This window comes from Micromonospora sp. NPDC049047 (assembly GCF_040649135.1).
Taxonomy (GTDB): Bacteria; Actinomycetota; Actinomycetes; order Mycobacteriales; family Micromonosporaceae; genus Micromonospora.
Genome location: NZ_JBEZEY010000001.1, coordinates 189703 through 214188 on the forward strand (window position 1 = coordinate 189703; position 24486 = coordinate 214188).

Annotated in this window: 27 protein-coding genes; 18 read left to right on the forward strand and 9 right to left on the reverse strand. The window is 71.8% G+C overall.

What is annotated here, in order from left to right:
* The first annotated feature begins 75 nt into the window (after nucleotides 1–75).
* Nucleotides 76–927: an alpha/beta hydrolase gene (locus AB0B86_RS00740; RefSeq protein WP_357409643.1), complete on the forward strand. Its 852-nt coding sequence runs from the start codon at nucleotides 76–78 to the stop codon at nucleotides 925–927.
* A 73-nt stretch (nucleotides 928–1000) separates the two neighbouring features.
* On the opposite strand, the gene AB0B86_RS00745 is transcribed toward AB0B86_RS00740, so the two are convergent.
* The 6 genes from AB0B86_RS00745 to AB0B86_RS00770 are packed head-to-tail and all read right to left on the reverse strand — an operon-like array spanning nucleotide 1001 to nucleotide 6618.
* A complete protein-coding gene (locus AB0B86_RS00745) occupies nucleotides 1001–2017 on the reverse strand; it encodes a methyltransferase (protein WP_357409645.1) in 1017 nt (338 codons plus the stop codon).
* 42 nt (nucleotides 2018–2059) lie between these two features.
* Nucleotides 2060–2689 (reverse strand): hypothetical protein, encoded by a 630-nt coding sequence (locus tag AB0B86_RS00750; RefSeq protein WP_357414735.1) that lies wholly within the window; start codon nucleotides 2687–2689, stop codon nucleotides 2060–2062.
* Complete coding sequence (locus AB0B86_RS00755; RefSeq protein WP_357409649.1) at nucleotides 2686–4092, reverse strand: selenium-binding family protein; 1407 nt, start codon at nucleotides 4090–4092, stop codon at nucleotides 2686–2688. The genes AB0B86_RS00750 and AB0B86_RS00755 overlap by 4 nt, the downstream gene beginning before the upstream one ends.
* A gap of 14 nt (nucleotides 4093–4106) precedes the next feature.
* Nucleotides 4107–4838: an ABC transporter ATP-binding protein gene (locus tag AB0B86_RS00760; RefSeq protein ID WP_357409651.1), complete on the reverse strand. Its 732-nt coding sequence runs from the start codon at nucleotides 4836–4838 to the stop codon at nucleotides 4107–4109.
* Nucleotides 4811–5644 carry an ABC transporter permease gene (locus AB0B86_RS00765; protein WP_357409653.1) on the reverse strand — a complete coding sequence of 278 codons (834 nt, stop codon included), beginning with the start codon at nucleotides 5642–5644 and terminating at the stop codon, nucleotides 4811–4813. The genes AB0B86_RS00760 and AB0B86_RS00765 overlap by 28 nt, the downstream gene beginning before the upstream one ends.
* Nucleotides 5641–6618, reverse strand: a complete 978-nt coding sequence (locus tag AB0B86_RS00770; RefSeq protein WP_357409655.1) for an aliphatic sulfonate ABC transporter substrate-binding protein — start codon at nucleotides 6616–6618, stop codon at nucleotides 5641–5643. The genes AB0B86_RS00765 and AB0B86_RS00770 overlap by 4 nt, the downstream gene beginning before the upstream one ends.
* A gap of 181 nt (nucleotides 6619–6799) precedes the next feature.
* On the opposite strand from AB0B86_RS00770, the gene AB0B86_RS00775 reads away from it, so the two are divergent.
* The 8 genes from AB0B86_RS00775 to AB0B86_RS00810 all read left to right on the forward strand — a co-directional run bounded on the left by AB0B86_RS00775 (nucleotide 6800) and on the right by AB0B86_RS00810 (nucleotide 14398).
* Nucleotides 6800–7987: an LLM class flavin-dependent oxidoreductase gene (locus AB0B86_RS00775; protein WP_357414737.1), complete on the forward strand. Its 1188-nt coding sequence runs from the start codon at nucleotides 6800–6802 to the stop codon at nucleotides 7985–7987.
* Between the two features lie 134 nt (nucleotides 7988–8121).
* A complete protein-coding gene (locus tag AB0B86_RS00780) occupies nucleotides 8122–9516 on the forward strand; it encodes a hypothetical protein (RefSeq protein WP_357414739.1) in 1395 nt (464 codons plus the stop codon).
* A 298-nt stretch (nucleotides 9517–9814) separates the two neighbouring features.
* A complete protein-coding gene (locus AB0B86_RS00785; RefSeq protein WP_357414741.1) occupies nucleotides 9815–10117 on the forward strand; it encodes an urease subunit gamma in 303 nt (100 codons plus the stop codon).
* Complete coding sequence (locus AB0B86_RS00790) at nucleotides 10114–10461, forward strand: urease subunit beta (protein WP_357409663.1); 348 nt, start codon at nucleotides 10114–10116, stop codon at nucleotides 10459–10461. Before AB0B86_RS00785 ends, AB0B86_RS00790 begins: the two co-directional genes overlap by 4 nt.
* Nucleotides 10458–12161, forward strand: a complete 1704-nt coding sequence (locus tag AB0B86_RS00795) for an urease subunit alpha (RefSeq protein WP_357414743.1) — start codon at nucleotides 10458–10460, stop codon at nucleotides 12159–12161. The genes AB0B86_RS00790 and AB0B86_RS00795 overlap by 4 nt, the downstream gene beginning before the upstream one ends.
* Nucleotides 12161–12901 (forward strand): urease accessory UreF family protein, encoded by a 741-nt coding sequence (locus AB0B86_RS00800; protein WP_357409668.1) that lies wholly within the window; start codon nucleotides 12161–12163, stop codon nucleotides 12899–12901. The genes AB0B86_RS00795 and AB0B86_RS00800 overlap by 1 nt, the downstream gene beginning before the upstream one ends.
* Nucleotides 12891–13676, forward strand: a complete 786-nt coding sequence (gene ureG, locus AB0B86_RS00805; RefSeq protein WP_357409670.1) for an urease accessory protein UreG — start codon at nucleotides 12891–12893, stop codon at nucleotides 13674–13676. Before AB0B86_RS00800 ends, ureG begins: the two co-directional genes overlap by 11 nt.
* A complete protein-coding gene (locus AB0B86_RS00810) occupies nucleotides 13676–14398 on the forward strand; it encodes an urease accessory protein UreD (protein WP_357409672.1) in 723 nt (240 codons plus the stop codon). The genes ureG and AB0B86_RS00810 overlap by 1 nt, the downstream gene beginning before the upstream one ends.
* Before the next feature lie 46 nt (nucleotides 14399–14444).
* Here the strand turns inward: AB0B86_RS00810 and AB0B86_RS00815 are convergent, their stop codons facing one another.
* The gene (locus tag AB0B86_RS00815) at nucleotides 14445–14942 is read right to left on the reverse strand and encodes a MarR family transcriptional regulator (RefSeq protein ID WP_357409674.1); all 498 of its coding nucleotides are present in this window, start codon (nucleotides 14940–14942) and stop codon (nucleotides 14445–14447) included.
* 96 nt (nucleotides 14943–15038) lie between these two features.
* On the opposite strand from AB0B86_RS00815, the gene AB0B86_RS00820 reads away from it, so the two are divergent.
* The 9 genes from AB0B86_RS00820 to AB0B86_RS00860 all read left to right on the forward strand — a co-directional run bounded on the left by AB0B86_RS00820 (nucleotide 15039) and on the right by AB0B86_RS00860 (nucleotide 23501).
* Nucleotides 15039–16121 (forward strand): substrate-binding domain-containing protein, encoded by a 1083-nt coding sequence (locus AB0B86_RS00820; protein ID WP_357409676.1) that lies wholly within the window; start codon nucleotides 15039–15041, stop codon nucleotides 16119–16121.
* 412 nt (nucleotides 16122–16533) lie between these two features.
* On the forward strand, nucleotides 16534–17778 hold the full coding sequence (gene urtA / locus AB0B86_RS00825; protein WP_357409678.1) for an urea ABC transporter substrate-binding protein: 1245 nt from the start codon (nucleotides 16534–16536) through the stop codon (nucleotides 17776–17778).
* A gap of 74 nt (nucleotides 17779–17852) precedes the next feature.
* Complete coding sequence (urtB, locus tag AB0B86_RS00830; protein WP_357409680.1) at nucleotides 17853–18740, forward strand: urea ABC transporter permease subunit UrtB; 888 nt, start codon at nucleotides 17853–17855, stop codon at nucleotides 18738–18740.
* Nucleotides 18737–19924, forward strand: coding sequence for an urea ABC transporter permease subunit UrtC (gene urtC / locus AB0B86_RS00835; protein WP_357409682.1), 1188 nt, complete (start codon nucleotides 18737–18739; stop codon nucleotides 19922–19924). Before urtB ends, urtC begins: the two co-directional genes overlap by 4 nt.
* Nucleotides 19921–20697: an urea ABC transporter ATP-binding protein UrtD gene (gene urtD / locus AB0B86_RS00840; RefSeq protein WP_357409684.1), complete on the forward strand. Its 777-nt coding sequence runs from the start codon at nucleotides 19921–19923 to the stop codon at nucleotides 20695–20697. The genes urtC and urtD overlap by 4 nt, the downstream gene beginning before the upstream one ends.
* The gene (urtE, locus tag AB0B86_RS00845; protein WP_357409686.1) at nucleotides 20697–21389 is read left to right on the forward strand and encodes an urea ABC transporter ATP-binding subunit UrtE; all 693 of its coding nucleotides are present in this window, start codon (nucleotides 20697–20699) and stop codon (nucleotides 21387–21389) included. Before urtD ends, urtE begins: the two co-directional genes overlap by 1 nt.
* 65 nt (nucleotides 21390–21454) lie before the next feature.
* Nucleotides 21455–21925: a molybdenum cofactor biosysynthesis protein gene (locus AB0B86_RS00850; protein ID WP_357409688.1), complete on the forward strand. Its 471-nt coding sequence runs from the start codon at nucleotides 21455–21457 to the stop codon at nucleotides 21923–21925.
* 92 nt (nucleotides 21926–22017) lie between these two features.
* Complete coding sequence (locus tag AB0B86_RS00855; protein WP_357414745.1) at nucleotides 22018–22722, forward strand: nucleotidyltransferase domain-containing protein; 705 nt, start codon at nucleotides 22018–22020, stop codon at nucleotides 22720–22722.
* A gap of 20 nt (nucleotides 22723–22742) precedes the next feature.
* Nucleotides 22743–23501: a nucleotidyltransferase domain-containing protein gene (locus tag AB0B86_RS00860; protein ID WP_357415040.1), complete on the forward strand. Its 759-nt coding sequence runs from the start codon at nucleotides 22743–22745 to the stop codon at nucleotides 23499–23501.
* Nucleotides 23502–23511: 10 nt separating this feature from the next.
* Here AB0B86_RS00860 and AB0B86_RS00865 read toward each other — a convergent pair whose 3' ends face one another.
* On the reverse strand, nucleotides 23512–23889 hold the full coding sequence (locus AB0B86_RS00865; RefSeq protein ID WP_357409692.1) for a nuclear transport factor 2 family protein: 378 nt from the start codon (nucleotides 23887–23889) through the stop codon (nucleotides 23512–23514).
* 104 nt (nucleotides 23890–23993) lie between these two features.
* On the reverse strand, nucleotides 23994–24413 hold the full coding sequence (locus AB0B86_RS00870; protein ID WP_357409694.1) for an ATP-binding protein: 420 nt from the start codon (nucleotides 24411–24413) through the stop codon (nucleotides 23994–23996).
* Between the last annotated feature and the right edge of the window lie 73 nt (nucleotides 24414–24486).

Here is a 24486-nt window from a genome sequence, read left to right on the forward strand (position 1 = left end):
CGTCGCCCGCATATCCGCCGACTCGGCGGGAAAGCCGCGACGTCCGACAGCCCGATACCGGAGCAGGAGACAGACATGCCTTTCATCACCGTGGGTACGGAAAACTCCGCGCCCATCGACCTGTACTACGAGGATCACGGTTCCGGTAAGCCCGTGGTGCTCATCCACGGCTTCCCGTTCAACGGGGCAACGTGGGAGAAGGAAACCAGGGCGTTGCAGAACGCCGGATACCGGACGATCACCTACGATCGGCGCGGTAACGGTAACTCCGCCCAGCCGGCGTTCGGGTACGACTACAACACGTTCGCCGCGGACCTGGACGTGCTGATGACCGAGCTGGACCTGAACGACGTGACCCTGATCGGTCACTCGATGGGCACCGGGGAAGTGGTCCGTTACCTCGGTAACTACGGCTCGCAACGGGTGAGTCGGGCCGTGCTGCTCAGCCCGCTGCAACCGATGTTGGCCAAGGCCAGCGACAACCCGGAGGGCGTCGAGCGGAGCCTGTTCAAGGGTTTCCAGGACGCCATCATCAAGGACCGCTTCGCCTACCTGACGTCCTTCTGCGACGCGTTCTTCAACCCGGACCAGAACATGGGCAAGCGGGTGAGCGAGGAGGCCTACCGGGCGCACTGGCAGATCGGCGCGATGGCCTCCGGCAAGGCCACCCACGACAGCGTGGACGCCTGGCAGGAGGACTTCCGGCCGGACCTGCCGAAGATCAAGATTCCGGTGTTGATCATCCAGGGTGACCAGGACCGGGTGCTGCCCTACCCGGTGACCGGTCAGCGGCTCGGGCCGATGATGCCGACCGGTCAGCTCATCACGCTCAAGGGCGCGCCGCACGGCATCCCGTGGACTCACGCCGACGAGGTCAACAAGGCGATCATGGACTTCATGAAGCAGCCGGCCAAGGCTCGCGCCTGACCCGCACCGGTAGCCGATCGGACGCCACGACACCCGGCCCAGTGTTCGCACCGGGGCCGGGTGTCGCCGTCGGTCAGGGCCGGCGGGCCACCACCGCGCCGTTGGCGCCGGGGGCGTCGAAGCGCACCGTACGCACGTCGACGAAGCCGGCGTCGGTGAGCCAGGCCGCGTATTCGGCGCCCGAGTAGTTGCGACCGCCCTCGGTCTCGACAAGCATGTTCATGCCCATCAGTGCCGCCTCCGGCGGGCCGGTGCGCTCGTCGTTGAGCAGCAGCTCACAGACGACGACCGCCCCAGCGGGCGGCAGCGCCGCGTGGCAGCGGGCCAGCAGCGCCCGGTTCGTCGGCTCGTCCCAGTCGTGCAGGATCATGCTGAGCAGGATGACGTCGTGCCCGTCCGGCAGCGCCGGGTCGACGAGGAAGTCCCCGGCGACCGCCTCGATCCGCCCGGTCAGACCGGCCTCCGCGACCCGCTCCCGCGCCCGTACGCAGACGTGCGGCAGATCCAGCACGGTGGCCCGCAGTTCGGGCAGGCGGCGGCAGAATTCGATGGGGAACGCGCCGGCGCCGCCGCCCACGTCGAGCAACCGGCGGTGCGCGGCGAAGTCGTACGCGTCGGCGAGCGCTTTGGCGGTGAAACTGGACGTGGCGAACATCGCGTCCCAGAACTGGGCAAGCATCTCCGGGTCGGCGGTGTCGAACATCGACTGTTGGGCCTCCGGATCCCAGGTCAGCGGCCGATCCGTGCGCAGAGCCTCGCCGATGCGGTGCCAGGGCAGGTAGGTGCGCTCGTCCGAGTAGCGGATCTGCGCGCCGAAGTAGTAGGGGCGACCCTCGACCAGGAACTGCTCGGCCAAATCCGAGTTGCGGTAGCCGGCGCCGACCTTTTCCAACAGGCCGAGCGAGGCGCTGGCGGCCAGCAACAGGTCGGCGGGCCGGTCGGGCAACCCGAACTCGGCGGCAACCTCGTCGACGGTCATCGTCCGTCCGCTGGCCAACCGGGTGAACAGGCCCAGCTCGACGCCGGCCGCGAGGGTCTTGAACCCCCACACACCGGCCACCAGGCGCATCAGGGGAGTGGGAGTGGTCACGAAAACATCAGACCATACGTCGGCTCCATCCACGATGGTCGTTCACGTCCGGATCAGCGTCACCAGCCCTGCCGCGACGAGCACACCGGCCCAGAGTCGATCCACGTTGAACCACGCCCGGCGCAGCACCCCCACCCCGAGCACCTGGTAGACAAGCATCGCCACCACCAGGGCGGTGCCGAGCATGGCCACCGTGTGCACCCCCGCCGCCGCGAGCCCGGCCAGTGCACCCACCGGCGCGGCGGCCAGGTGCCCGGCATGACCTCCGGGCACCGGCTCGGCCACCAGCAGCGGCAACAGCATCAGCCCCGCGCCGTGGGCCGACGACATGAGGAACGACCAGCCGGCGAGCTGGGCCGAGGACAGCCGCATCCCGGCCCAGCGGAAGTGCCGTTCGGAGAGCAGCCGCCACAGCCCGAACGCGACGAGCAGCACACCGCCGACAACCGCCAGTGCGGTGCTCGTCGTGACCGACCGGGTCGCGCTCACCAGCGCCGCGACGACCCCCACCGAGGCGAGGTGCCCCGCCGCGATCGGCGGCAGCGACCGCAGCAGGGCCGCCCGGCTGCGGTCCTGAAGGCCCCGGGCCACCGCGAACAACCAGCCCATCGCCGGGTTCAGACCGTGGAACGCGCCGAGCGCGACGAGCGCCACCAAGGTGGTGACGGTCACGGGAAACAGTACGAGTCGGAGGACGCGTCCCCGCCCTGCAACCGGGTCTGGTGCACCCGCAGCCCGCGGAACTCCTCCCCGTGCGGGAAGAACCTCTCGTCGGGGGTGAGCCCACCGGCGTCCACGTCGACGTCGAGCTTGGCCAGCCAGGCCCCCACCCCGTCCGGGTAGAACTGGTCGTCCCAGGCGCCGTAGAGGGAGTTGCTGACGTAGACCCGTCGGCCGTCGCGGCTGACCTCGACCATCTGCGGGCCGCCGGCCAACGCCTCGTCGGGCGCGGACGGGTGCGCCGCGCGGCGGACGATTCCACCGAGGCGTACCGAGCCGGTCTGCACCGGGTGCAGTGGGTCGCTGACGTCGTACTGGCGCAGCTCTCCGGTGCCCCAACAGGAGACGTAGAGGAACCTGTCGTCGACCGACAGGTCGATGTCGGTCACCAGCGGCGGCACCGCGCCGAACGGCTTGAGCAGGTCGGGCAGATCCGCCGGATCGGCCGGCTCGGCCGGAATGTCGATCACCTTGGTGACCGCCCAGGCGTCGCCGTCGCGGTGCCACAGCCACACCGAGGCGGACAGGTCCTCGACGCTGATCACCACCCCGACGAACCCGTACGACTTCGTCGGGTCGTGCGCCGGGCGCAACTCCAACGGCATCTGATACTGATCACCCAGGTCGACGCGCTGCACGTGTCGACGCTTGGCGAGGTCCCAGAAGTGGATCGCGTGGCCGTAGCGTCGGCCCAGCAGCAACTCGCCGACGATGCCGTCCTCGATCATCGACGGGGTGCCCCACTCGCTTGTGACAAGCACGTCCTGGGTGAGGTGCCACCACACGTCGTACGCCAGGAACTGCGGGCCCCGGTCGGCCTCCCACGCTGCGCGTACCTCGAACGTGGTGTGGTCGAGGATGGCGATGCCGCCCGGACCCTCCGCGCCGTCGGCGCCGCCGAGAGCCGAGACGTAGATGCCGTCCGGGCCGCAGTGCACGGTGTGCGGGCGGGAGTAGCCGGCTTTTTTCGCCAGTTCCTCCGACCCGATCACCTTGACCACCTGGGGCTGGCGCGGATCGGGCTGGGTGTCGAGCACGTGGATCCGCGACGACCGCAGACCGGGAACGATCAGGTAGCGCCGCTCGACGTGCGGGTGCGGGGCGGTCGGGCAGAGAGCGCTGCTGCACGCGTTCCACCCGAAGTGGTGCACCTCGTCGCCGAGGTGCGGCAGGTCGGTCCAGCCGACCACAGTGCCGTAGGTGGGGGAGCCGGGATCGGTGTCGAGCACCACTATGGCGTCCGGACGGCTGGCCGTCCGGTCGAAGGCCGCCACGTAGGCGAGCTTCTCCGCCGGTGCGCTCACCGCTTCGGCGGGGGAGGGGTAGAAGGTGGGATCGGGGGTCCAGCGGGTCATCGGGTCTCCGCTCGTCAGGGGTGGGGAACGCCGAGTCGGCCGAGCAGGTGCCGGCGCAGCGCGCCGAAGGCGGGATCGTCCGGCGTACGGGTGGGAGCCAGGTCGATGGGCAGGTCCGCGGCGATGCGGCAGTCGTCGAGGAGCAGGATCCGGTCGGCGAGCAGCAGCGCCTCCTCCACGTCGTGGGTGACAAGCAGGGCGGCGAAGCCGTGCTCGGCGCGTAGCCGGCGCAGCAGGACCTGCATCCGCAGTCGGGTCAGCGCGTCCAGGGCGCCGAACGGCTCGTCGAGCAGCAACAGGTCCGGTTCGCGGACCAGGGCCCGTGCGACGGCGACCCGTTGTGCCTGCCCACCGGAGAGTTCGGCTGGCCAGGCGCTGTGCTTTTCGGCGAGCCCGACCTCGGCCAGCGCGCGGTGGATCCGACCGGCGGTGTCCACGCCGGACAGCCCGAGCCCGACGTTGGATGCCACCCGCTTCCACGGCAGCAACCGGTGCTCCTGGAAGACCACGGCGGCGGTGCCGGGCACGACGATCTCACCGCTGGCCTCGCCGTCCAGCCCGGCGAGAATCCGCAGGAGGGTGCTCTTGCCGGAACCGCTGCTGCCCAGCAGGGCCACCACCTCGCCACGGGCGATGCTCAGGTCGACCCCGGCCAGCACGACCGTCGGCCCGAACGCCCGGTGCACCCCGTGCGCGGTCAACACCGGCGTCGTGCCGGTCAGGTGGCCCGCAGTCCGCGACGCCATGTCAACATCCTCCTCTCCACCACCCGCAACGCACTGTCGGATATCAGCCCGAGCAGCGCGTAGACGAGCAGGCCGAGCACCACCACATCGGTCTGGCTGAACTCCCGCGCCTCCATCATCAGAAAGCCGATCCCGGTCTGGGCGTTGACCTGCTCGCCGACGACCAGGCTGAGCCAGGCCGCGCCGATCGCCAGGCGTAGGCCGAGGAAGAGCGACGGCAGCGCGCCGGGCAGCACCACGTGCCGCAGTCGGGCGCCCTGCCCCAGCCCGCAGGTACGGGCGGCCTCCACCAGCCGCTCGTCGATGTCCCGGATGCCGGCGTAGGTGTTGAAGTAGATGGGGAAGAACGCCCCCAGGGCCACCAGGCTGATCTTCAGTGACTCGCCGATGCCCACCCAGATGATCAGCAACGGGACCAGGCCCAGGTGGGGCAACATCCGGGCCATCTGCACCGGTGGGTCGACCAGGTCGTCACCGAGCCGCAGCAACCCCGCCACAGTGCCCAGGACCAGCGCCAGGACGCCACCGATCAGCAGACCCGCCCCGGCGCGGGTGAGGGAGTCCAGCAGGTGCACGAGGAGTGTGCCGTCCCGGGTCAGCCGCCACCCGGTGGCCAGGACGTCGCTTGGCGCGGGCAGCTTCTCCGGTGCCAGCACCCCGGTGCGGGCGGCCAGTTCCCAGCCCAGGACCAGCACGACCGGGCTGGCCAGCCGCCGCCACCGCCGGTTCGGCCGGGGGCGGCGGGGGTCGGGCGGCGCGAGGGCCGCGGCTTCGGGCGGCGTTTCCAGCAGAGGTGTACGGCTCACTGGAACACCGCGCTGAAGCGGTCGTCCACCCGGCTCCTGATGTCGACCGGGCCCGGTATGAGGTCCAGGGCGATGAAGCTGTCGGTGATCGCCTGGAGTTCGTCGCCGATCGCCGGGGTGACCGGGGCGAGCGGTTTGGCGCTGCGGTCGAGGGCGCGGCTGGCGACGTCCTGTGGGATCTTCAGCTCCGGCGCGAGGGTGCTGGCCCGCTCCTGCGGGTTCGCGATGCCCCAGTCGGTCACCTCGCGGTAGCGCTGGAGGAAGGCCCGGATGTCGTCCGGCCGCTTCGCGACGGCGTCCGGGGCGGCCAGCACGTACTCGCGGTTGCTGGCCAGGCCGGTCGCGTCGGCGAGCACCCGCACCCCCGGTTGTTCGGCAAGCGCGAAGTACGGGTCCCAGATCACCCAGGCGTCGACCTGCCCGCCATCGAACGCGGGTCGCCCCTCGGCCGGCTTGAGATACGTGACCTTGATGTCCTTCAACGTCATCTTGTTGGCCTCCAGTAGCCGGACCAGCAGCCAGTGCACGTTGGAGCCCTTGTTCAGGGCGATCGTGCGGCCCTTGAGATCGGCGAAGCTGCGGTAGCCGCTGTCGGCCTTGACCAGCACCGCCTCGCCCTGTGGGATCGGCGCGGAGGTGCCGATGATGGAGAACGGGATCTTCCCGGCCGCGGCGAAGACGGGTGGCGCCTCGCCGACCTGTCCGATGTCGATCGACCCGGCCTTGAGCGCCTCGGTGAGGGCCGGCCCGCTCTCGAACAGCGACCACTCGACGCCCGGGGTGGCGCCGCGGGCCTTGACCAGGCTCAGCCCGCCGAAGCGCTGGTAGCCGATCCGTAGCTTGCCCGCGTCGCCTCCCGCGTCGGCGGGCCCTCCGCAGGCGCTCACACCTGCCGTGGCGAGCAGGACCACTGCGGTGAACGCGGCCGTCAGCAGGCGGCGGCGCACGGGATGACTCGTCGAGGGGGTGCGCATGGCGGCTCCTTGGGTCGGGCAGGTGTGCCGGGCCGCATCGACCGGCGTGTGGTGAGCGTGGGCGGTAGCCTACTAACCCGATAGGTTTTATGGGTAGGCTGTCCGCGCGATCGTCCCACCCCTCAGGAGGCGCCCGCCGCACCGCGAGCGCCGACCGTCCCCGCTGGAGGAAAGAGCCGCCATGACCCTCACCTTCCACTGGTTCCTGCCCACGAACGGCGACAGCCGGGACATCGTCGGCGGCGGCCACGGCGTGCCGACCGGGGCCGCCGGAGGCGCCCGCCCGGCCAGCGTGGCGTACCTCGGGCAGATCGCCCGCACCGCCGAGCAGCTCGGGTTCGTCGGGGCGCTCACGCCGACCGGCGCGTGGTGCGAGGACGCCTGGCTGTCCACGGCGATGCTCACCGAGGTCACCGAACGCCTGAAGTTCCTGGTGGCCTTCCGGCCCGGCCTGACCTCACCGACCCTCGCCGCCCAGATGGCCTCGACGTTCCAGCGGCTGTCCCGGGGTCGCCTGCTGCTCAACGTGGTCACCGGCGGCGAGTCGACCGAGCAGCGGGCCTACGGCGACTTCCTGGACAAGGACGCCCGGTACGCGCGGGCCGACGAGTTCCTGCACGTGGTGCGCGCCCTGTGGCGCGGCGAGACGGTCGACCACCACGGCACACACGTACGCGTCGAGCAGGCGCGGCTGCACCGGCTGCCCGACCCGGTCCCGCAGGTCTACTTCGGCGGCTCGTCCGCCGCCGCCCTGCCGGTGGCGGTCCGCCACAGCGACGTCTACCTGACCTGGGGCGAGCCGCCGGCCCAGGTCGCCGACAAACTGGACCGGGTACGGGCGCTGGCCGCCGACGCCGGCCGGAACCTACGGTTCGGCATCCGGCTGCACGTCATCGCGCGCGACACCGCCGACGAGGCGTGGGCACAGGCCCGCCGCCTGCTCAACGGCATCGCCGAGGCCGACATCCGGGCCGTGCAGGACGGGCTGCGGCGGAGCGAGTCCGAGGGGCAGCGCCGGATGCTCGACCTGCACGGCGGCTCCCGCGACAGCCTGGAGGTCGCACCCAACCTGTGGGCCGGCGTCGGGTTGGTCCGGGGCGGCGCGGGCACCGCGCTCGTCGGCAGCCACCGCGAGATCGCCGACCGGATCGCCGAATACCACGCGCTCGGTATCGACGAGTTCATCCTCTCCGGCTACCCGCACCTGGAGGAGGCGTACTGGTTCGGCGAGGGCGTGCTGCCGATCCTGCGCGAGCGCGGGCTGTGGCGGCACCCCGACGGCCCGCCGGACCCGGCCGATCTCCCGGATGTCCCCTTCGCCGGGACGTCGACACCCCGCCCGGTGCCGGAGCCCGCGGCGGCCCGCTGACCGGCCACCCGCCGGGACCAGCGGACTTGTCGTGCCGTGCTATCACGGAGGCACATCCGCGAGCTGGTGGTGATCGCGTGGACGAATGGGCAGCCGACGCGCCCGCACCCGACGACAGGCCGCTGCCTCGACGCGTGAGCCGCCAAGCGGCGGACCCGTTCGACGACAACCCGATCGAGATCGCGGGCGACCGTCCGCCGTACCGGGATCGGTTGTTTCCGTCGCCCGCCGATGATGACCTGCTGTTCGCAGACGACGAGCCCGACAGCACGTGGGCCGACGTCGACTGGTCGGACGAGGGCGACCCGACCGACGCGACCGAGGCCGCCGACGGACCGGACGCTGTCCCGTGGTGGGTCACCCATGGGGAGCACATCGACGCGACGACGCGGTCCAACCGCAGGGAGGGTGGAAAGCGGCTGCACGGCATCCTCGCGGGCTACGACACCTTCTGGGACCACGTCGACGTCGATCCGCAGTCGATGGTCCCCACCGTACGGGCCGCGAAGCTCGCACTCGCCCGGCGGGACGTCGCGCTGCACTTTCTGCGGACGCCGGGACCGCTACCGCTCCTGTTCGGCGCGGTGCTGGCCGCGGTCGCGGCGTTCGCCATGGTCGGCGGGCCACTGGCGCACCGGCTGGTGGCCTCCGCCACGAGCCTGTCCGTCGGGGTCGTCCTCGCGCTGGCCGTCTCGCGCCTCGCCGTCCCGTGTCGCGGGGTGGCCATCGGCGGCGGTGCCGCGGTCGCGGCGTGCGTCGCGGCGTCGGCCGTCCCCACGATCCAGGCGACTCGCTGGTACGACGTCCTGGTAGGGCTCGCCTTCGCGGGCGCTGGCCTGCTCTTCGTCGCGCTGTGGCCGGTCGTGCGGGCGTGGCGCGTCGAGCGCGACCACTGGACGCGCCCCGACGTGGCCCTGATCGCCGCCCTCCTGGAGTTCGCCGACCACGTCGAGTCGGATCCGGCACCACCGGACCGGCGTCGTGCCGTGGAGGCACTGGACCGCGCCGCCACCACGTTCGAGTTCGCGTGGCATCGCGTCAACCGGACGGGCGTCGACGTCACCGACCGGCAGTTGCGGGCCTGGGCCGGCCGGGTCCGCGCCGAGACACGGGAGCTGCAACGGTGGTACGCCTTCGACGCCCCATCGAAGGTCTACCTGCTCCTGCGCACCTACCTGCTCCTCCAGGCGATCGTCAACCGATACTCCCTCGACGACAACGAGGAGGGCTGGGTACGGCACGGCAGTTGGCGCCGGCCACCGACGTCGGCGATCGCCCGGCTGTGGGTGGGCAGCAAGCGGTCCGGTCGGTACCTGCGCCAATGCCTGCTGGCCGCCGTTCTCGCCGGCGTCGCCCTGCTGCTGCTCGCGGTCACGGTGTGGAGCGCCGTGCCGACGTTCGTCGGCGTGCACATCTCCCGTGACCTCGGCTCGGCGCTGAATGTCGACCCGACGATGCGCGTGTTCGTCGCCACGATCAGCGTGTCGTTGTTCGCCGTGGCCGGGCGCGCGTTCACCCACCGGCGCTGACAACGACCCTGCTGTCCGACGGGCCGGGGCGTCGCCGCCGATCCCGAACGGACTGTTGCCCCGGCCGGTGACGATCCTCTACGGTCTGCTCAAGCGGTGGGCGGTGCGGTCCGCATCCGACCAGACACCGCCGGTTGCCCGTCGCGCGGGCCGGGATGGTGGAGTCCCGGGCCACCCCGTCGGCGGTGGTGCCGGCGATTCGCGTGACTCCAGCTCGTACCCCGGGCAGTGCTGCCCGGCGTGGCTTCATGCGGAGCCGACGACGAGCCGGGCACGCCGATCCCACCGGGAGAAGCCCGTGTTTCTCAGCCCGCACGAGCAGGACCGCCTGCTCGTCCATGTCGCGGCCGAGGTCGCCCGCCGCCGCCGCGAGCGCGGCCTGCGCCTCAACTATCCCGAAGCGGTCGCGCTGATCACCGCGTTCCTGCTGGAGGGGGCCCGCGACGGCCGGTCGGTGGCCGACCTGATGTCGGCGGGCCGGACCGTGCTCGGCCGTGACGACGTCCAGGACGGCATCCCCGAGCTGCTGAGGGAGGTGCAGGTGGAGGCGACGTTCCCGGACGGCACCAAGCTGGTGACGGTGCACCACCCGATCCCGTGATCCCGGGGGAGATCCTGCCGGCCGCCGGCCCGGTCGAGATCAACGCGGGTCGGCCGGTGACCACAGTGGTCGTGGTGAACACCGCCGACCGGCCGGTACAGGTGGGTTCGCACTACCACTTCGCCGAGTGCAACCCGGCGCTGACGTTCGACCGGGGCGCCGCCTGGGGGCAGCGGCTCGCCGTACCGGCGGGCACCTCGGTCCGGTTCGAGCCGGGCATCAGCCGCAGCGTCGACCTCGTCCCGTTCGGCGGAGCGCGGATCGTGCCGGGACTGCGGGGGGAGTGCGCCGGCCCGCTGGACCCGGCGCCGACCACGGCGACGCCCGACGGGTCGTCGCGGTGAGCGCCGTGCGGCGGGACCGCTACCTCGACCTGTACGGCCCGACCACCGGCGACCGGATCCGGCTGGCCGACACCAATCTGTTGATCGAGGTGGAGACCGACCACTGCGTGGGCGGCGACGAGGCGGTCTTCGGCGGCGGGAAGGTGATCCGCGAGTCGATGGGACAGTCCCGGGCGACCCGCGCCGAAGGGGCGCTGGACACCGTCATCACCGGTGCCGTGGTGCTCGACCACTGGGGTGTGGTCAAGGCCGATGTGGGGCTGCGCGACGGGCGGATCGTGGCGCTCGGCCGGGCCGGCAACCCGGACACCATGCCCGGTGTCCACCCCGATTTGGTCATCGGCCCGGCCACCGAGGTGATCGCCGGCAACGGGCGGATCCTCACCGCCGGCGCGGTGGACACCCACGTGCACTTCATCTGCCCGCAGATCGTCACCGAGGCCCTCGCCAGTGGCATCACCACGCTCGTCGGTGGCGGCACCGGCCCGGCCGAGGGGACCCGGGCGACCACCGTCACCCCGAACGGTTGGCACCTGGCCCGGATGCACGAGGCGCTGGACACGATGCCGGTGAACGTGCTGCTGCTCGGCAAGGGCAACACCGTCTCCAGTGAGGCCCTCTGGGAACAGTTGCGGGCCGGCGCGGGCGGCTTCAAGCTGCACGAGGACTGGGGCACCACCCCTGCGGCGATCGACGCCTGCCTACGGGTGGCGGACGCCTCCGGGGTCCAGGTGTCGATCCACACCGACACGCTCAACGAAGCAGGTTTCGTCGCCGGCACCCTGCGCGCGATCGGTGGCCGGGCGATCCACTCGTACCACACCGAGGGTGCCGGCGGCGGGCACGCCCCGGACATCATCACAGTGGCCGGTGAGCCGAACGTGCTGCCGTCGTCGACCAACCCGACCCGGCCGTACACCGCCAACACGCTCGCCGAGCACCTGGACATGTTGATGGTCTGCCACCACCTCAACCCGTCGGTGCCGGAGGACCTGGCGTTCGCCGAGAGCCGGATCCGGCCGTCCACGATGGCCGCCGAGGACCTGCTGCACGACCTCGGCGCGATCTCCATCATCGGCTCCGACGCGCAGGCGATGGGCCGGGTCGGCGAGGTGATCATGCGGACCTGGCAGAGCGCACACGTGATGAAGGACCGGGTCGGCGCACTGCCGGGCGACGGCGCCGCCGACAATCACCGGGCCCGCCGGTACGTCGCGAAGTACACCATCTGCGCGGCGATGGCCAACGGGTTGGAGGACGAGGTCGGCTCGGTCGAGCCGGGCAAGCTCGCCGACCTGGTGCTCTGGGACCCGGCGTTCTTCGGGGTACGACCACACCTGGTGATCAAGGGCGGCATGATCGCGTACGCGCAGATGGGCGACGCCAACGCCTCCATCCCGACGCCGCAGCCGATGCTGCCCCGGCCGATGTTCGGGGCGTACGGCGCCGCCGCTGCCGCCACCAGCCTGGCCTTCGTGGCGCCGGCGGCCCTGGACGCGGGACTCCGCCTGGACGTGCGCCGCCGGGTGGTGCCGGTGCGTGACGTGCGGTCGCGGGGCAAGGCCGACCTACCGGAGAACAACGCGATGCCGCGCATCGAGGTGGACCCGGACACGTTCACGGTCCGCATCGACGGGGTGGTGGTGGAGCCGGACCCGGTGACCCGGCTGCCGATGGCCCAGCGGTACTTCCTGTTCTGATGGCGACGCCGAGCCTGCTGCTGCTGGTGGCCGACGGACGCTTCCCGGCCGGTGCGCACGCGCACTCCGGCGGTCTGGAAGCGGCAGTCGCCGCGGGTCGGGTCACCGACCTGGCCTCGTTGAACTCGTTCCTGACCGGCCGGTTGGCCACCGCAGGCCTGGTCGGCGCGGCCTTCGCGGCGGCCGCACACCGGGCGGCGGTGCCCGGGAGCGCGGGTGTGGCCGCCGGGCCGGTCGGACGATCCGACGTGCCGGCCCGGTCCGTCGCGCGGTTGCACACGCTGGCCCAGCTCGACGTGGAGCTGGACGCGCGTACCGCGTCGCCGACGTTGCGGACGATCTCCCGGCGGCAGGGGCGAGCCCTGCTGCGCGCCGGCCGGGCCATCTGGCCGGACGCACCCTTCGACGACCTACCCGCCACGTCCTGCGGCGTGCACCAACCGCTGGTACTGGGACTGCTCTGCGCCGCGGCCGGGCTGTCCCGGGTGGAGACCGCCACGATCGCCGCGTACGGGACGCTCACCGGAGCGGCCAGCGCCGGCGTACGCCTGCTCGGCTTGGACCCGTACCAGGTCCAGGCCCTGCTCGTCGGTCTTGCCGACGTCTGCGACGGCACCGCCGCCGACGCGGCGCGGGCCGCCGACGACCCACCGGAGCGGCTGCCGGCCGCGGCAGCTCCGCTCGCTGACATCCATGCCGAGAACCATGCCACCTGGGAGGTGCGTCTCTTTGCGTCCTGAGACTGTTGTGCCGAGCGCTGGGTCCGCTGTCGAGCCGATCACGTCGGCCGCGAACGACAATCCGCACGACGAGAGCGTCCCGCACACCCACCCGGAACCAGGGGTCGACCCGCATCCGCCGCTGGCCCGGGCGGGTCGTGCCCTGCGGGTCGGCATCGGCGGCCCGGTCGGGTCCGGCAAGACGGCACTGGTGGCGGCGCTCTGCCGTGCCTTCGCCGACGAGTTGCGGCTCGGCGTGGTGACAAACGACATCTACACGACCGAGGACGCCGACTTTCTCCGGCGGGCCGGAGTGCTGGACCCGGCGCGGATCCGCGCTGTGGAGACCGGGTGCTGCCCGCACACCGCGATCCGCGACGACATCGGCGCCAACCTGGACGCCGTGGACGAGCTGGCCGAGGCGGTCGGCCCGCTGGACCTGGTGCTCGTGGAGAGCGGTGGGGACAACCTGACCGCTACCTTCAGCCGGGGGCTGGTCGATCGGCAGATCTTCGTGGTCGACGTGGCGGGAGGGGACAAGGTGCCGCGCAAGGGCGGCCCGGGGGTCACCGCCGCCGACCTCCTCGTGATCAACAAGACCGACCTGGCGCCGATGGTGGGGGCGGACCTCGCGGTGATGGATCGCGACGCGCGGGCCCGCCGGGGTGACCTGCCGACCGTCTTCCTGTCCATCGTGGGCGATCCGACGGCGAGTACTGTCGCCGACTGGATCCGGCACGAGTTGGCCCACCACGCCACCGCGTACCCCCTCGCCGTACCGGTCGGCCCGGTCTGATGCGGGCGTCCGCCCGGCTGGTCGCCCGGGCCGACGGTCGGGGTGGCACAGTTCTTGTCGAGTTGCACGGGGAGACACCACTGCTGCTGCGGCAGACCCCGCCCGACGGCGGTGTCGCCACGGTGCACCTCGTCGGCGGGGCGGCCGGGCCGATCGCCGGCGACGATCTGCGGCTGGACATCGAGGTGGGGCCGGGCGCTGCGGTCCGGGTGCACACCGTCGCCGCGTCGATCGCCCTACCGGGCCGGCCGGGTGGGGTGTCCCGGATGGCGGTGCGGGCGGTGGTGCGTACCGGGGCCACGCTGCACTGGTTGCCCGAGCAGCTGGTCGCGGCGGCCGGCTGCGCGCATCTCGCCGAGTCCAGGATCGACCTGGCGGACGGCGCGAGCCTGCGCTGGCGCGACGAGCTGATCTGCGGCCGGTACGGCGAGACGCCCGGCGGGGCCGTCGTGCACACCCAGGTCGACTACGCGGGTCGGCCGCTGCTGCGGCAGTCCCTGGCGGTGGGCCCACAGGCACCGGGCTGGGCCGGGCCGGCGGTGCTCGACGGCGCGACGGCCACCGGCTCGCTGCTGGTGGTCGACCCGTCGCGGCCCGCCGAGCCGGTGCACGTCCGGCCCGACGCGAGCGTCGCCCGCCTGCCCCTGGCCGGCGGGCCGGCGACACTGTGGACCGCCACCGCCCCGGACGCCCACACCCTGCGCACGCACCTGACCGTCTAGCGACGCCGGCTGCCCGACAGCTGTTCGGGCCGATCCTCGGGGTGGGTCAGCGGTGCGGGCCGCCGGTGGGGATGACGTCGGCGCTGTCGCGTTGGCGGGCCGGGTCGAGACGGCTGATCAGGTCGTCGAGCGCGCCGACCAGGTCGGCTGCCGGCGGCACACCGGACCCGGCGGCCCGCCCGAGGCCCAGCTCGGCGAGGCTTGCCTGAACCAGCTGGTCGAGGCGGTCGTGCTCGCGTCGGCCCCGGGCCGTCAGGTACGCGCGGATCCGCCGGCGGTCGTTCGGATCGATCCGGCGGAAGACGAGGTTACGGTCGACCAACTGGTCGACGAGCTTGGTGAGGGTGCCCGGAGGCAGCGAAGCCTCGGCGGACACCTCACTCATCGGGTGGCCCTGGCCGTCGGCGAGCAGGCAGAGCACCCGCCACGCCTCGATGGTCAGTGCGTCGTGGGCCAGGACGGCGCCCAGTCGGCGGGAGAGCAACCGCTCGGCGCGGGTGAGCGAGCGCAGCAGGTCCGCTGGCGCCCCGGGCACGTCTGACATGGAACTCCCTGGTCCGGTGGCCCTGTCATGCTAGCGAGTCGTCCCGGTCCGTGGTGAGCTCTGGCCTTCCGTCCTGGGCCGGGCAATCATGTGCACATGTCCGCGCCGGCACCGCCGTGGCTGACCGTCGACCGTGCCGTGGTCAGCATCGCCCTGGTCTATCCGATGCGCGGGCCGGCCGGCATGTTCGGCCCCACCTGCGAGCTGTGCGCGCAGCTCGCCGTCGAGGAGATCAACCGGTGCGGCGGGGTGCTGGGTCGGGAGGCGCGGCTGGTGCTCGTCGACGGTGGCGCACCGCCGGCCGAGGTGGCCGCCGAGGTCGAGGCGCTGGTGTCGGTGGGGGCGGTGCAGGGTGTGACGGGGTGGCACATCTCCTCGGTGCGCCAGGCGCTGGCGCCCCGTGTCGCGCACCGGGTGCCGTACGTCTACACGGCACTCTACGAGGGCGGTGAACGTACCGAAGGGGTCTTCCTGACCAGCGAGACGCCGGATGCCCAACTGTGGCCGGCGATGCGGCTGCTCGCCGGCGAGCAGGGGGTGCGGCGCTGGTTCGTCGTCGGCAACGACTACGTGTGGCCGCGGCGTACCGCGCGGGCCGCCCAGCTGTACGCGCTGCGCGGCGGCGGGCAGGTGGTGGGCCAGCACTTCCTGCCGTTGGACGCGCACCACTTCGACGAGGTGCTGCGCCGCATCGAGCACAGCGATGCCGACGCGGTGTTGATGCTGCTGGTGGGGGCCGACGCGGTGCGGTTCAACAGGGCGTTCGCCCGCTCCGGCCTGGACCAGCGCTGTCTGCGGCTGAGCACCCTGATGGACGAGAACATGTTGCTGGCCAGCGGGGCCGGCGCGACCCGCCGGCTGTACAGCACCGCTGGTTTCTTCGCCGGGCTGGTGACCCAGGAGAACCTCGACTTCCACGGCGAGTTCGCCAGTCGGTTCGGGATCGAGGCACCGCCGCTGGGCAGCCTGGGGGAGTCCTGCTACGAGGGTGTGATGCTGTTGGCCGCGCTGATCGGCCAGGCCCGGACCCTCGACGTGCGGGCCATCGAGACGGCCGCCGACACCGTGGCGTACCACGGGCCGCGCGGGCGGCTGCGGTTGCGCCGACGGCACGTGCGCCAGCGCATCTACCTCGCCGAGGCCGATGGGCTCGACTTCACGGTGCTCGCCCAACTCTGACCGGCAGCCGGGCCGGGCAGGCCTTGACAGCCGTACCCGACGCGACCCTAAGATACTTCCTGCGTGAAGGATCTGCCTCTGCGGGCAGCTGCCACCAATGTGTGTCCACAATCGGCGATATTCGTCGCCGACCATTGTGGTGGCATTTTTTTCCGACTTTCCAACGGCCGACACCGTCTTTCCCCGACGGTGTCGGCCGTTCTTTCGCGACCGTACGGCGCGGTCGGCGGGAAACACTCAATTAAGGGCCGGGAAACACGATCGCAATGATGCCGGTCAACGCTTTCCCTGCCCGTACCCGATGCGGTGCCGCGGTGGCGTCCACCCGTCGACCCCGGCCCCGCCCACGTCAGATCCACCGGACCGCACCGACCGTCCATTCGCCACGTGAGTGCATCGCAGGGGAGAATTGATGTCATTATTCCGGGGCCGCCGCATCCTGGCGGGTGCCATGACCCTGGTCGCCGCGGCCGCGATGACCGCGTGCGGCAGCAAGACCACCGACGCGGGCAGCGCGGCCGGCGTCACCGCCGACGTCTCCGGCGACACCGTCAAGGTCGGCCTGCTCAACTCGCTCTCCGGGACCATGGCGATCAGCGAGGTCACCGTCCGCGACGCCATCATGCTCGCCGTCGAGGAGATCAACGCGGCCGGCGGCGTCCTCGGCAAGAAGATCCAGCCGGTCGGCGAGGACGGTGCCTCGGACTGGCCCACCTTCGCCGAGAAGGCGGAGAAGCTCATCTCCGAGGACCGCGTCGCCGCCGTCTTCGGCTGCTGGACCTCGGCCAGCCGCAAGGCGGTCAAGCCGGTGTTCGAGAAGAACAAGGCGCTGCTGTTCTATCCCGTGCAGTACGAGGGGCTGGAACAGTCGCCCTACATCTTCTACACGGGCGCGACGACGAACCAGCAGATCGTCCCGGGGCTCGACTATCTCAAGGCGCAGGGCGCGAAGTCGGTCTATCTGGTCGGCAGCGACTACGTCTTTCCGCGTACCGCCAACAAAATCATCAAGGCGTACGCGGCCGCCAACGGGATGACAGTGGCCGGCGAGGACTACGCGCCGCTGGGATCCACCGAGTTCGGCACGATCGTCAACAAGGTCAAGTCGGCCGGGGCCGACGCCGTGTTCAACACCCTCAACGGTGACAGCAATGTGGCCTTCTTCAAGGAGTACAAGTCGGCCGGGTTGACCGCCGCCGCGATGCCGGTGGTCTCGGTGTCGATCGCCGAGGAGGAGGTCAAGGGGATCGGCACCCAGTACCTGGAGGGCCAGCTGACCGCCTGGAACTACTACCAGACCACGCCCGGGGCGGCGAACTCGAAGTTCGTGGCCGCGTACAAGGCCAGGTACGGGGCGGACAAGCCGACGAGTGACCCGATGGAGGCCGCGTACGTGGCGGTGCACCTGTGGAAGGCGATGGTCGAGAAGGCCGGCGCCTTCGACGTGGAGAAGGTCCGCGCCGCCTCCGGGGGGATCGCCTTCGACGCGCCGGAGGGCACCGTCACCGTCGACGGCCAGACCCAGCACATCGCCAAGACCGCCCGGATCGGCAAGATCGGCGCGGACGGCCTGATCAACGAGGTGTGGAACTCCGGCAAGCCGGTGCAGCCCGACCCGTACCTCAAGACCTACCCCTGGGCGAGTGGCCTGAGCTGACGATGCCGGCCCGGGCGGAGCGTGTTGCCGCGCGGTCCGCCCGGGCCCCCGACCAGCAGTACGGAGTACCCACCGTGACAGTCCTCTTCGGTCAACTCTTCACCGGCATCAGCATCGGCGCGGTGCTGCTGCTCATCGCGCTCGGCCTCGCGCTGACCTTCGGCCAGATGAACGTGATCAACATGGCCCACGGTGAGTTCATCATGGCCGGCGCGTACACCACCTACGTCCTGCAACAGAGCATCACCGGGGCCGGCCTGTCACTTGTCGTCGCGCTGCCGGTGGCGTTCGTGGTCGCCGGCACGATGGGCGTCCTGCTGGAGATGCTGCTCATCCGCCGGCTCTACGCCCGGCCGTTGGACACCCTGCTCGTCACCTGGGGGGTGTCGCTGATGCTGCAACAACTGGCCCGCGACGTGTTCGGCAGCCCGAACGTGCAGACCCGCGCCCCCGACCTGCTGACCGGCAACGTGGCGCTGCCCGCAGGGCTGACCATCGCCAACAACCGGCTGTTCATCCTGGCCCTGGCGTTGGCGGCCGTCGCGGCCCTCACCCTGGCGCTGCGCCTCACCCCGCTGGGGCGTCGCATCCGCGCGGTGGTGCAGAACCGCGACCTCGCCGCGGTGTCCGGCATCCCGACCGCCCGGGTCGACCGGACCACCTTCTTCGTCGGCTCCGGCCTGGCCGGGCTGGCCGGGGTGGCGCTCACCCTGCTCGGCCCGATCGGCCCGACAATGGGCACCAACCTGATCATCGACGCCTTCCTGGTCGTCGTGGTCGGCGGGATCGGCCAGCTCAAGGGCAGTGTGATCGTCGCCTTCGCCCTCGGCGTGCTGCAGGCCACCGGGGAGTACCTGACCACCCTCAGCGTCGCCAAGGTGATCGTGTTCGTGGCGATCGTCGCGTTCCTCCAGTGGCGGCCACAGGGCCTGTTCACCCTGCGGACCAGGAGCCTCGCATGACCGCCGTCACCCCCGCGCCCCCCAGCACCGCCACCGATCCGGTGCCCACCCGCCCCGCACCCGCGGCCCGCACCGGTGGTCGTTCGCGGCTGCGGACCGCCGCCGGCTTCGCGTTCGGCGCGGCACTGCTGTTCGCCGTGGCGCCGCTGGCGTTGTCGGACTTCCGGCTGGCCCTGCTCGCCAAGTACCTCTGCGTCGCCATGGTCGCCGTCGGCATCGGCATCGCCTGGGGCCGGGGCGGCATGCTCACCCTCGGCCAGGGCGTCTTCTTCGGCCTCGGCGGCTACGCGATGGCCATGCACCTCAAGCTCGCCGACGCGGGTCCCGGCGGGATGCCCGACTTCATGCAGCTGTACGGGCAGCTCGACGAACTGCCGCTGTGGTGGCGGCCGTTCGCCAGCCCGTGGTTCGCGCTGCCCGCGACGGTGCTGCTGCCGATGGCTGTCGCCTTCGGGCTCGGCTCGCTTGTCTTCCGCCGGCGCGTGCGGGGCGCGTACTTCGCCATCCTCAGCCAGGCGCTCGCCGCGGCGATGGTGATCCTGCTGATCGGGCAGCAGGGCACCACCGGTGGCACCAACGGGCTGACCGACATCAAGGGCTTCTTCGGCTACGACCTGGACGACCCGGTCAACCAGCGCATGGTCTACTTCATCATCGCCGGCACGCTGCTGGCGTTGCTCGCGCTGGCCCGCCAACTCATCCAGAGCCGCTACGGGGAACTGCTGGTGGCGGTCCGCGACGGTGAGGAGCGGGTCCGTTTCCTCGGCTACGACCCGGCGTCGGTCAAGCTCGTCGCGTACGTCGTGGCGGCCGGCATGGCGGGGCTGGCCGGGGCACTGTTCGTGCCGGCGGTGGGCATCATCTCGCCCGCCCTGATCGGCATCGTCCCGTCGATCGAGTTCGTCATCGGCGTCGCGGTGGGCGGCCGGGCCACCCTGCTCGGCCCGGTGCTCGGCGCGGTGGCGGTGGCCTGGGCGCGTACCGCCCTGTCGGAGCGTTTTCCCGGCACCTGGACGTACCTGCAGGGTCTGCTCTTCGTGGTGGTGGTGGCGTTCCTTCCCGGTGGCCTGGCGTCGCTGTGGGCGCTGGCCCGCCGCCGCGAGGGCGGTGTGGCAGCGCGTCGGCGTGGATGGTTACCGACCGGTCGACGACGCGCCGAACGGGCGGAGGTGCCAGCGGCATGAGCGAGGAGCGGCTGGACGGGTTGTCCGTCCGTGACGTGCGGGTCAGTTTCGACGGGTTCACCGCCGTCGACGGTGTCTCGTTGGAGGTGCCGGCCGGTGACATCCGGTTCCTGATCGGACCGAACGGGGCCGGCAAGACCACCCTCGTCGACGCGATCACCGGCCTGGTCCGGGCCACCGGTTCGGTCCGCTTCGGCGAACACGAGCTGCTGGGCCGGCCGGTGCACCGGATCAGCCGGTTGGGCATCGGGCGCACCTTCCAGACCTCGACCGTCTTCGAGGAGCTGACGGTGTTGCAGAACCTCGACATCGCGGCGGGCGCCCGGCGCAGCTGGGCGACCCTGGCCCGGCGGCGGCGCGACATCCCCGACGAGGTGGCCGCGGCGCTGGAGATCATCGGGCTGACCGGGCGGGCCGGGCACCTCGCCGGGACGCTCGCCCACGGCCAGAAGCAGTGGCTGGAGATCGGCATGCTGCTGGTGCAGGACGTCCGGCTGCTGCTGCTCGACGAGCCGGTCGCCGGAATGAGCCACGAGGAACGCGACGCCACAGGTGCCCTGCTGGAGACGGTGAGCCGGGACCGCACGGTGGTGGTGATCGAGCACGACATGGACTTCCTGCGTCGGTTCGCGCGCACCGTCACCGTGCTGCACGCCGGTCGGGTGCTCAGCGAGGGCACAGTGGCCCAGGTCCAGGCGGACCCGCGCGTGCAGGAGGTCTACCTTGGCCACCCGGTCGACGCCGGGTCGGCACCGACGGTCCGGGAGGCATGATGCTGACGCTGCGCGGGGTGCGCGCCGGGTACGGGCGCTCTCAGGTGCTGCACGGAGTGGACCTCGCCGTCCCGCCCGACGGGGTGGCCGCCGTGCTCGGGCACAACGGCGCCGGCAAGAGCACACTGCTGCGGGTCGCGGCCGGGCTGCTACGCCCGAGTGCCGGCACCGTCGAGTTGGACGGCGAGGACGTCACCCGACTCGGGCCGCACGAGCGGGTGGCGCGGGGGATGGCGTACGTCCCGCAGGGCCAGCAGAGTTTTCCGCACCTCACCGCCGCGGAGAACCTGCGGCTCGTCGCCGACGGGCGGCGCGACGGCGCGGTGGCCACCGCCGAGGTGCTTGATCTCTTTCCGGCGTTGCGCCCGCTGCTGCGGCGGCGGGCCGGGCTGCTCTCCGGCGGCCAGCGCCAGCAACTGGCCATCGCCCGGGCACTGATCACCCGGCCGAGGTTGCTGATGCTCGACGAGCCGACCGAGGGCATCCAGCCGTCGGTGGTCGCCGAGATCCAGGAACGGATCGTGGAGCTGACCCGGCAGCCCGGGTTCAGCGTGCTGCTCGTCGAACAGCACCTGGGCTTCGCGTTGCGGGTGGCGAACCACTACCACGTGTTGGAGTCCGGCCGGGTCACCTCGCACGGCGACGGGGGTGTCACTGCGGAACGGGAGGTCCGGGCGGCACTTGCGGTCTGAGCCGCGGGTGGCGCGCTCCGCCGACCTGGCCCGCGGAGTCCGCCGCGGTTCGTAGAATCCCTGCCATGCCGGAGATCGTCGAGTTGCTGGCCTCGCCCGTGCACCGCTTCCTGGGCCGGCCGGCGGACGGCCCCGCGCCGGCCCCACCCGGTGAACTTGTCGACGTGGTCCGGATCCGGGCCAACCTGGGCATCGTCGGCGACCGGTACTTCGGCCAGCAGGCGCACCGTGACGCCAGCGTCACGGTGATCGCCCAGGAGTCACTACCGGTAGGCATCGGTCTGGCGGAGGTCCGGCGCAACATCCTCACCAGCGGGATCGCTGTGGACGAGCTGATCGGCCGGGTGCTGGTCCTGGACTCCGGAGACGGCCCGGTCAGCCTGCGGGTCAACCGGGCGGCCCGGCCCTGTGCCTGGATGGACGTCACAGTCGGTCCGGGAGCCTGGAAGGCGCTCCGCACGACCGGCGGCATCCGCTGCACGCCACTCAACGACGGCACCCTGCGCAGCGGGCCGGTAGACGTCGTGGTGAGCTGAACAAACGGCTCGACGGTAACCCGCGGGACGGGCATGGTGTGCACCGGACACCGCCCGGTCGGGCGGCGGACCAGCGCCCGGGGGAGGCGGCAATGCAGCAGGCACTGGCACTGACGGATCAGCAGGTGGACGACCGGACGATCCTGCAGGTGGTGGTGGGCTCCCGGGCGTTCGGACTGGCCGGCGCGGGCTCGGACACCGACCGTCGTGGGGTGTACGCGCTACCCGCTTCGGCGTTCTGGGGGCTGCGGAAACCCGCCGCGCACCACGAGGGACCACTCCCGGAGCAGATGCGGTGGGAGGTGGAGCGGGTCTGCGGGCTGGGGCTGGCGGCCAACCCCACGGTCCTGGAGGTGCTGCACTCGCCGCTCGTCGAGACGTGCACCCCGCTGGGCACCGAGCTGCGGGCGCTCACACCTGCCTTCCTGTCCCGGCGGGTGGCCGACACCTACCTGCGCTACGCCACAGCCCAGTTCGGCAAGGCCGAGCGCGGCATCGCCCGCGACGGCGCGCCGGTGTGGCGGCACGTGATGCACCTGATCCGTCTGCTGACCGCCGGGGGTGACCTGGTCCGCACCGGCCGGTTGGTGCTGGACGTGGGCACCGACCGGGACCGCCTTCTGGCGGTCAAGGCCGGCATGGTGCCCTGGGACGAGGTCGTCGCCTGGCGGGACCGGCTGGTCCGCCGGATGGCGGCGGGCCTCGCCACCAGCCCGCTGCCGGAACGGCCCGACGAGGCGCGGGTGGAGCAGTGGCTGATCTCGGTCCGGGACCGCTCCGTGCGGGGCGCGGCGTGAGCGCCTGGGCAGCCGCAGGTCTGCCGGCCGGCATCGATTTGACGGCTGTCGTCGCCGAGCAGCCGTACCCGCTGATCTTCGCCACCGTCTCCGGCGCCCACCTGTACGGGTTCCCGTCCACCGACTCGGACGTCGACCTGCGCGGCGTGCACCTACTTCCGGTCGAGGAGGTGATCGGGCTGACGCCGCCCACCGAGACGCGCACGGTGATGGCCGACCGCGACGGGGTGGAGCTGGATCTGGTCACGCACGACCTGCGCAAGTTCGTGCGGCTGATGCAGGGCCGCAACGGCTACGTGCTCGAACAGCTGCTGTCCCCGCTGGTGGTGCGGACCACAGCGGTGCACGCGGCGTTGGTGGAGCTGGCGCCGCTGGTACTGACCCGGCACCATGCCCACCACTATCGCGGCTTCGCCGCCACCCAGCGACGGTTGTTCGGCACGAGTGGCGAACTCAAACCACTGCTGTACACCTTCCGGGCGCTGCTCACCGGCATCCACCTGATGCGTACCGGTCGGGTGGTGGCGCACCTGCCGAGCCTGCTCGAGGCCGAAGCCGCGCCGGCGTACCTGGCCGACCTGATCGCGGCGAAGCGGAGCGCCGAACACGGCGCGTTGGGCGACCTCGTCGCCGCCCCGGTCCTGGCTCGTGACCTCGCCGACCTGACGGCCCGGCTGGACCAGGCGCACCACGACACCCGGCTGCCCCCGCAGCCCGCCGGTGCGGCCCAGCTCAACGATCTGGTGGTGGCGGCCAGGCTGGCCGATTCGGCGAGGTGACGCCGGGGGTCTAGACCGGGCTGACGTGCGCGGCGAGGACCCGCCAACCGTGCGGGTCGTCGTGGACCCAGGTCCGGGTGTAGCGCAGGTTCGCCGCGAACGCCGCCCCCTCGTACACCCCGGCCACCCGGCCCAGGAAGAACGTCACACCGGTCTTTCCGACGACGAGCAGGTCCAACTCCTCCTCGACCAACTCCTCAAGCACCGAGCGGCGGTCCCGGTGGGCGGCCAGGTCATCCTGCTTGGTGTACGTCCGGCCGTCCGGGCCGACGGCGATCAGCTGGTCGACGAGCAGTTGGTCGAGGGCGGCCACGTCGCCGGCCCGCTGGGCTGCCTGCAGGGTCCGCTCGGCATCGAGCAGCTCTGCCTCGCGTGCGCTGTCCGGCATCGGGGCGTCCTCCGGTCGGTGTCGACCCGGCGTCACCGTCGGCCGGGGCTGTCCGCATTGTGGCAGTCGGTGGGGCCCGTCGGCGGGTGGATCGCCGGCGGCGGTCACAGGCTCAGCCGGATCCGTACGACGGTCTCGCCGGGGCTGGTGAGCACGACGACCTCGTCGCAGATCTGCTCCACGATCGCCAGCCCTCGACCCCGGATCGCGTCGGCGGACGGCATGCGCCGGCCCAACGCCCGGGTCGGCCCCCGGTCGACGACGTCGCAGAACAGCTGACCCGACTCGGCCCAGAGCCGGACCCGGCCGCCGCCGGTGGTGTGCTGCAGAGTGTTGGTGGCCAGCTCGCTCACCGCCAGCGTCAGCAGCTCCACCCGATCAGGCGACAGACCCCGGGCCAGCGCGCCGACGCTGACGAACGCGCGGAGCGCTCGTACGTCCGTCGCGACCTGGTACGACATGGTGTCCGCGAGAGGGGCGGGGACGCTCTGCTCGGCCACGACCTCCGGTCGCTCGGCCGGCATCAGCCCGCCATCCACGGGTTGGCGGCGAGCGTCACCACGACAGGCCCGGGTGCGGGGGACGTGCGAGCCGCGA

Excerpts from the sequence above, each read along its gene's own strand:
- urtE (WP_357409686.1), top strand. The coding sequence starts at position 20,697 with ATGCTGACGCTGCGCGGGGTGCGCGCCGGGTACGGGCGCTCTCAGGTG.
- AB0B86_RS00815 (WP_357409674.1), bottom strand. The coding sequence starts at position 14,942 with ATGTCAGACGTGCCCGGGGCGCCAGCGGACCTGCTGCGCTCGCTCACC.
- AB0B86_RS00870 (WP_357409694.1), bottom strand. The coding sequence starts at position 24,413 with ATGCCGGCCGAGCGACCGGAGGTCGTGGCCGAGCAGAGCGTCCCCGCC.
- AB0B86_RS00760 (WP_357409651.1), bottom strand. The coding sequence starts at position 4,838 with ATGGCGTCGCGGACTGCGGGCCACCTGACCGGCACGACGCCGGTGTTG.
- AB0B86_RS00775 (WP_357414737.1), top strand. The coding sequence starts at position 6,800 with ATGACCCTCACCTTCCACTGGTTCCTGCCCACGAACGGCGACAGCCGG.
- urtC (WP_357409682.1), top strand. The coding sequence starts at position 18,737 with ATGACCGCCGTCACCCCCGCGCCCCCCAGCACCGCCACCGATCCGGTG.
- urtA (WP_357409678.1), top strand. The coding sequence starts at position 16,534 with ATGTCATTATTCCGGGGCCGCCGCATCCTGGCGGGTGCCATGACCCTG.
- AB0B86_RS00740 (WP_357409643.1), top strand. The coding sequence starts at position 76 with ATGCCTTTCATCACCGTGGGTACGGAAAACTCCGCGCCCATCGACCTG.
- AB0B86_RS00855 (WP_357414745.1), top strand. The coding sequence starts at position 22,018 with ATGCAGCAGGCACTGGCACTGACGGATCAGCAGGTGGACGACCGGACG.
- AB0B86_RS00820 (WP_357409676.1), top strand. The coding sequence starts at position 15,039 with ATGTCCGCGCCGGCACCGCCGTGGCTGACCGTCGACCGTGCCGTGGTC.
- AB0B86_RS00770 (WP_357409655.1), bottom strand. The coding sequence starts at position 6,618 with ATGCGCACCCCCTCGACGAGTCATCCCGTGCGCCGCCGCCTGCTGACG.
- AB0B86_RS00755 (WP_357409649.1), bottom strand. The coding sequence starts at position 4,092 with ATGACCCGCTGGACCCCCGATCCCACCTTCTACCCCTCCCCCGCCGAA.
- AB0B86_RS00865 (WP_357409692.1), bottom strand. The coding sequence starts at position 23,889 with ATGCCGGACAGCGCACGCGAGGCAGAGCTGCTCGATGCCGAGCGGACC.
- urtD (WP_357409684.1), top strand. The coding sequence starts at position 19,921 with ATGAGCGAGGAGCGGCTGGACGGGTTGTCCGTCCGTGACGTGCGGGTC.
- AB0B86_RS00800 (WP_357409668.1), top strand. The coding sequence starts at position 12,161 with ATGGCGACGCCGAGCCTGCTGCTGCTGGTGGCCGACGGACGCTTCCCG.
- AB0B86_RS00810 (WP_357409672.1), top strand. The coding sequence starts at position 13,676 with ATGCGGGCGTCCGCCCGGCTGGTCGCCCGGGCCGACGGTCGGGGTGGC.
- AB0B86_RS00850 (WP_357409688.1), top strand. The coding sequence starts at position 21,455 with ATGCCGGAGATCGTCGAGTTGCTGGCCTCGCCCGTGCACCGCTTCCTG.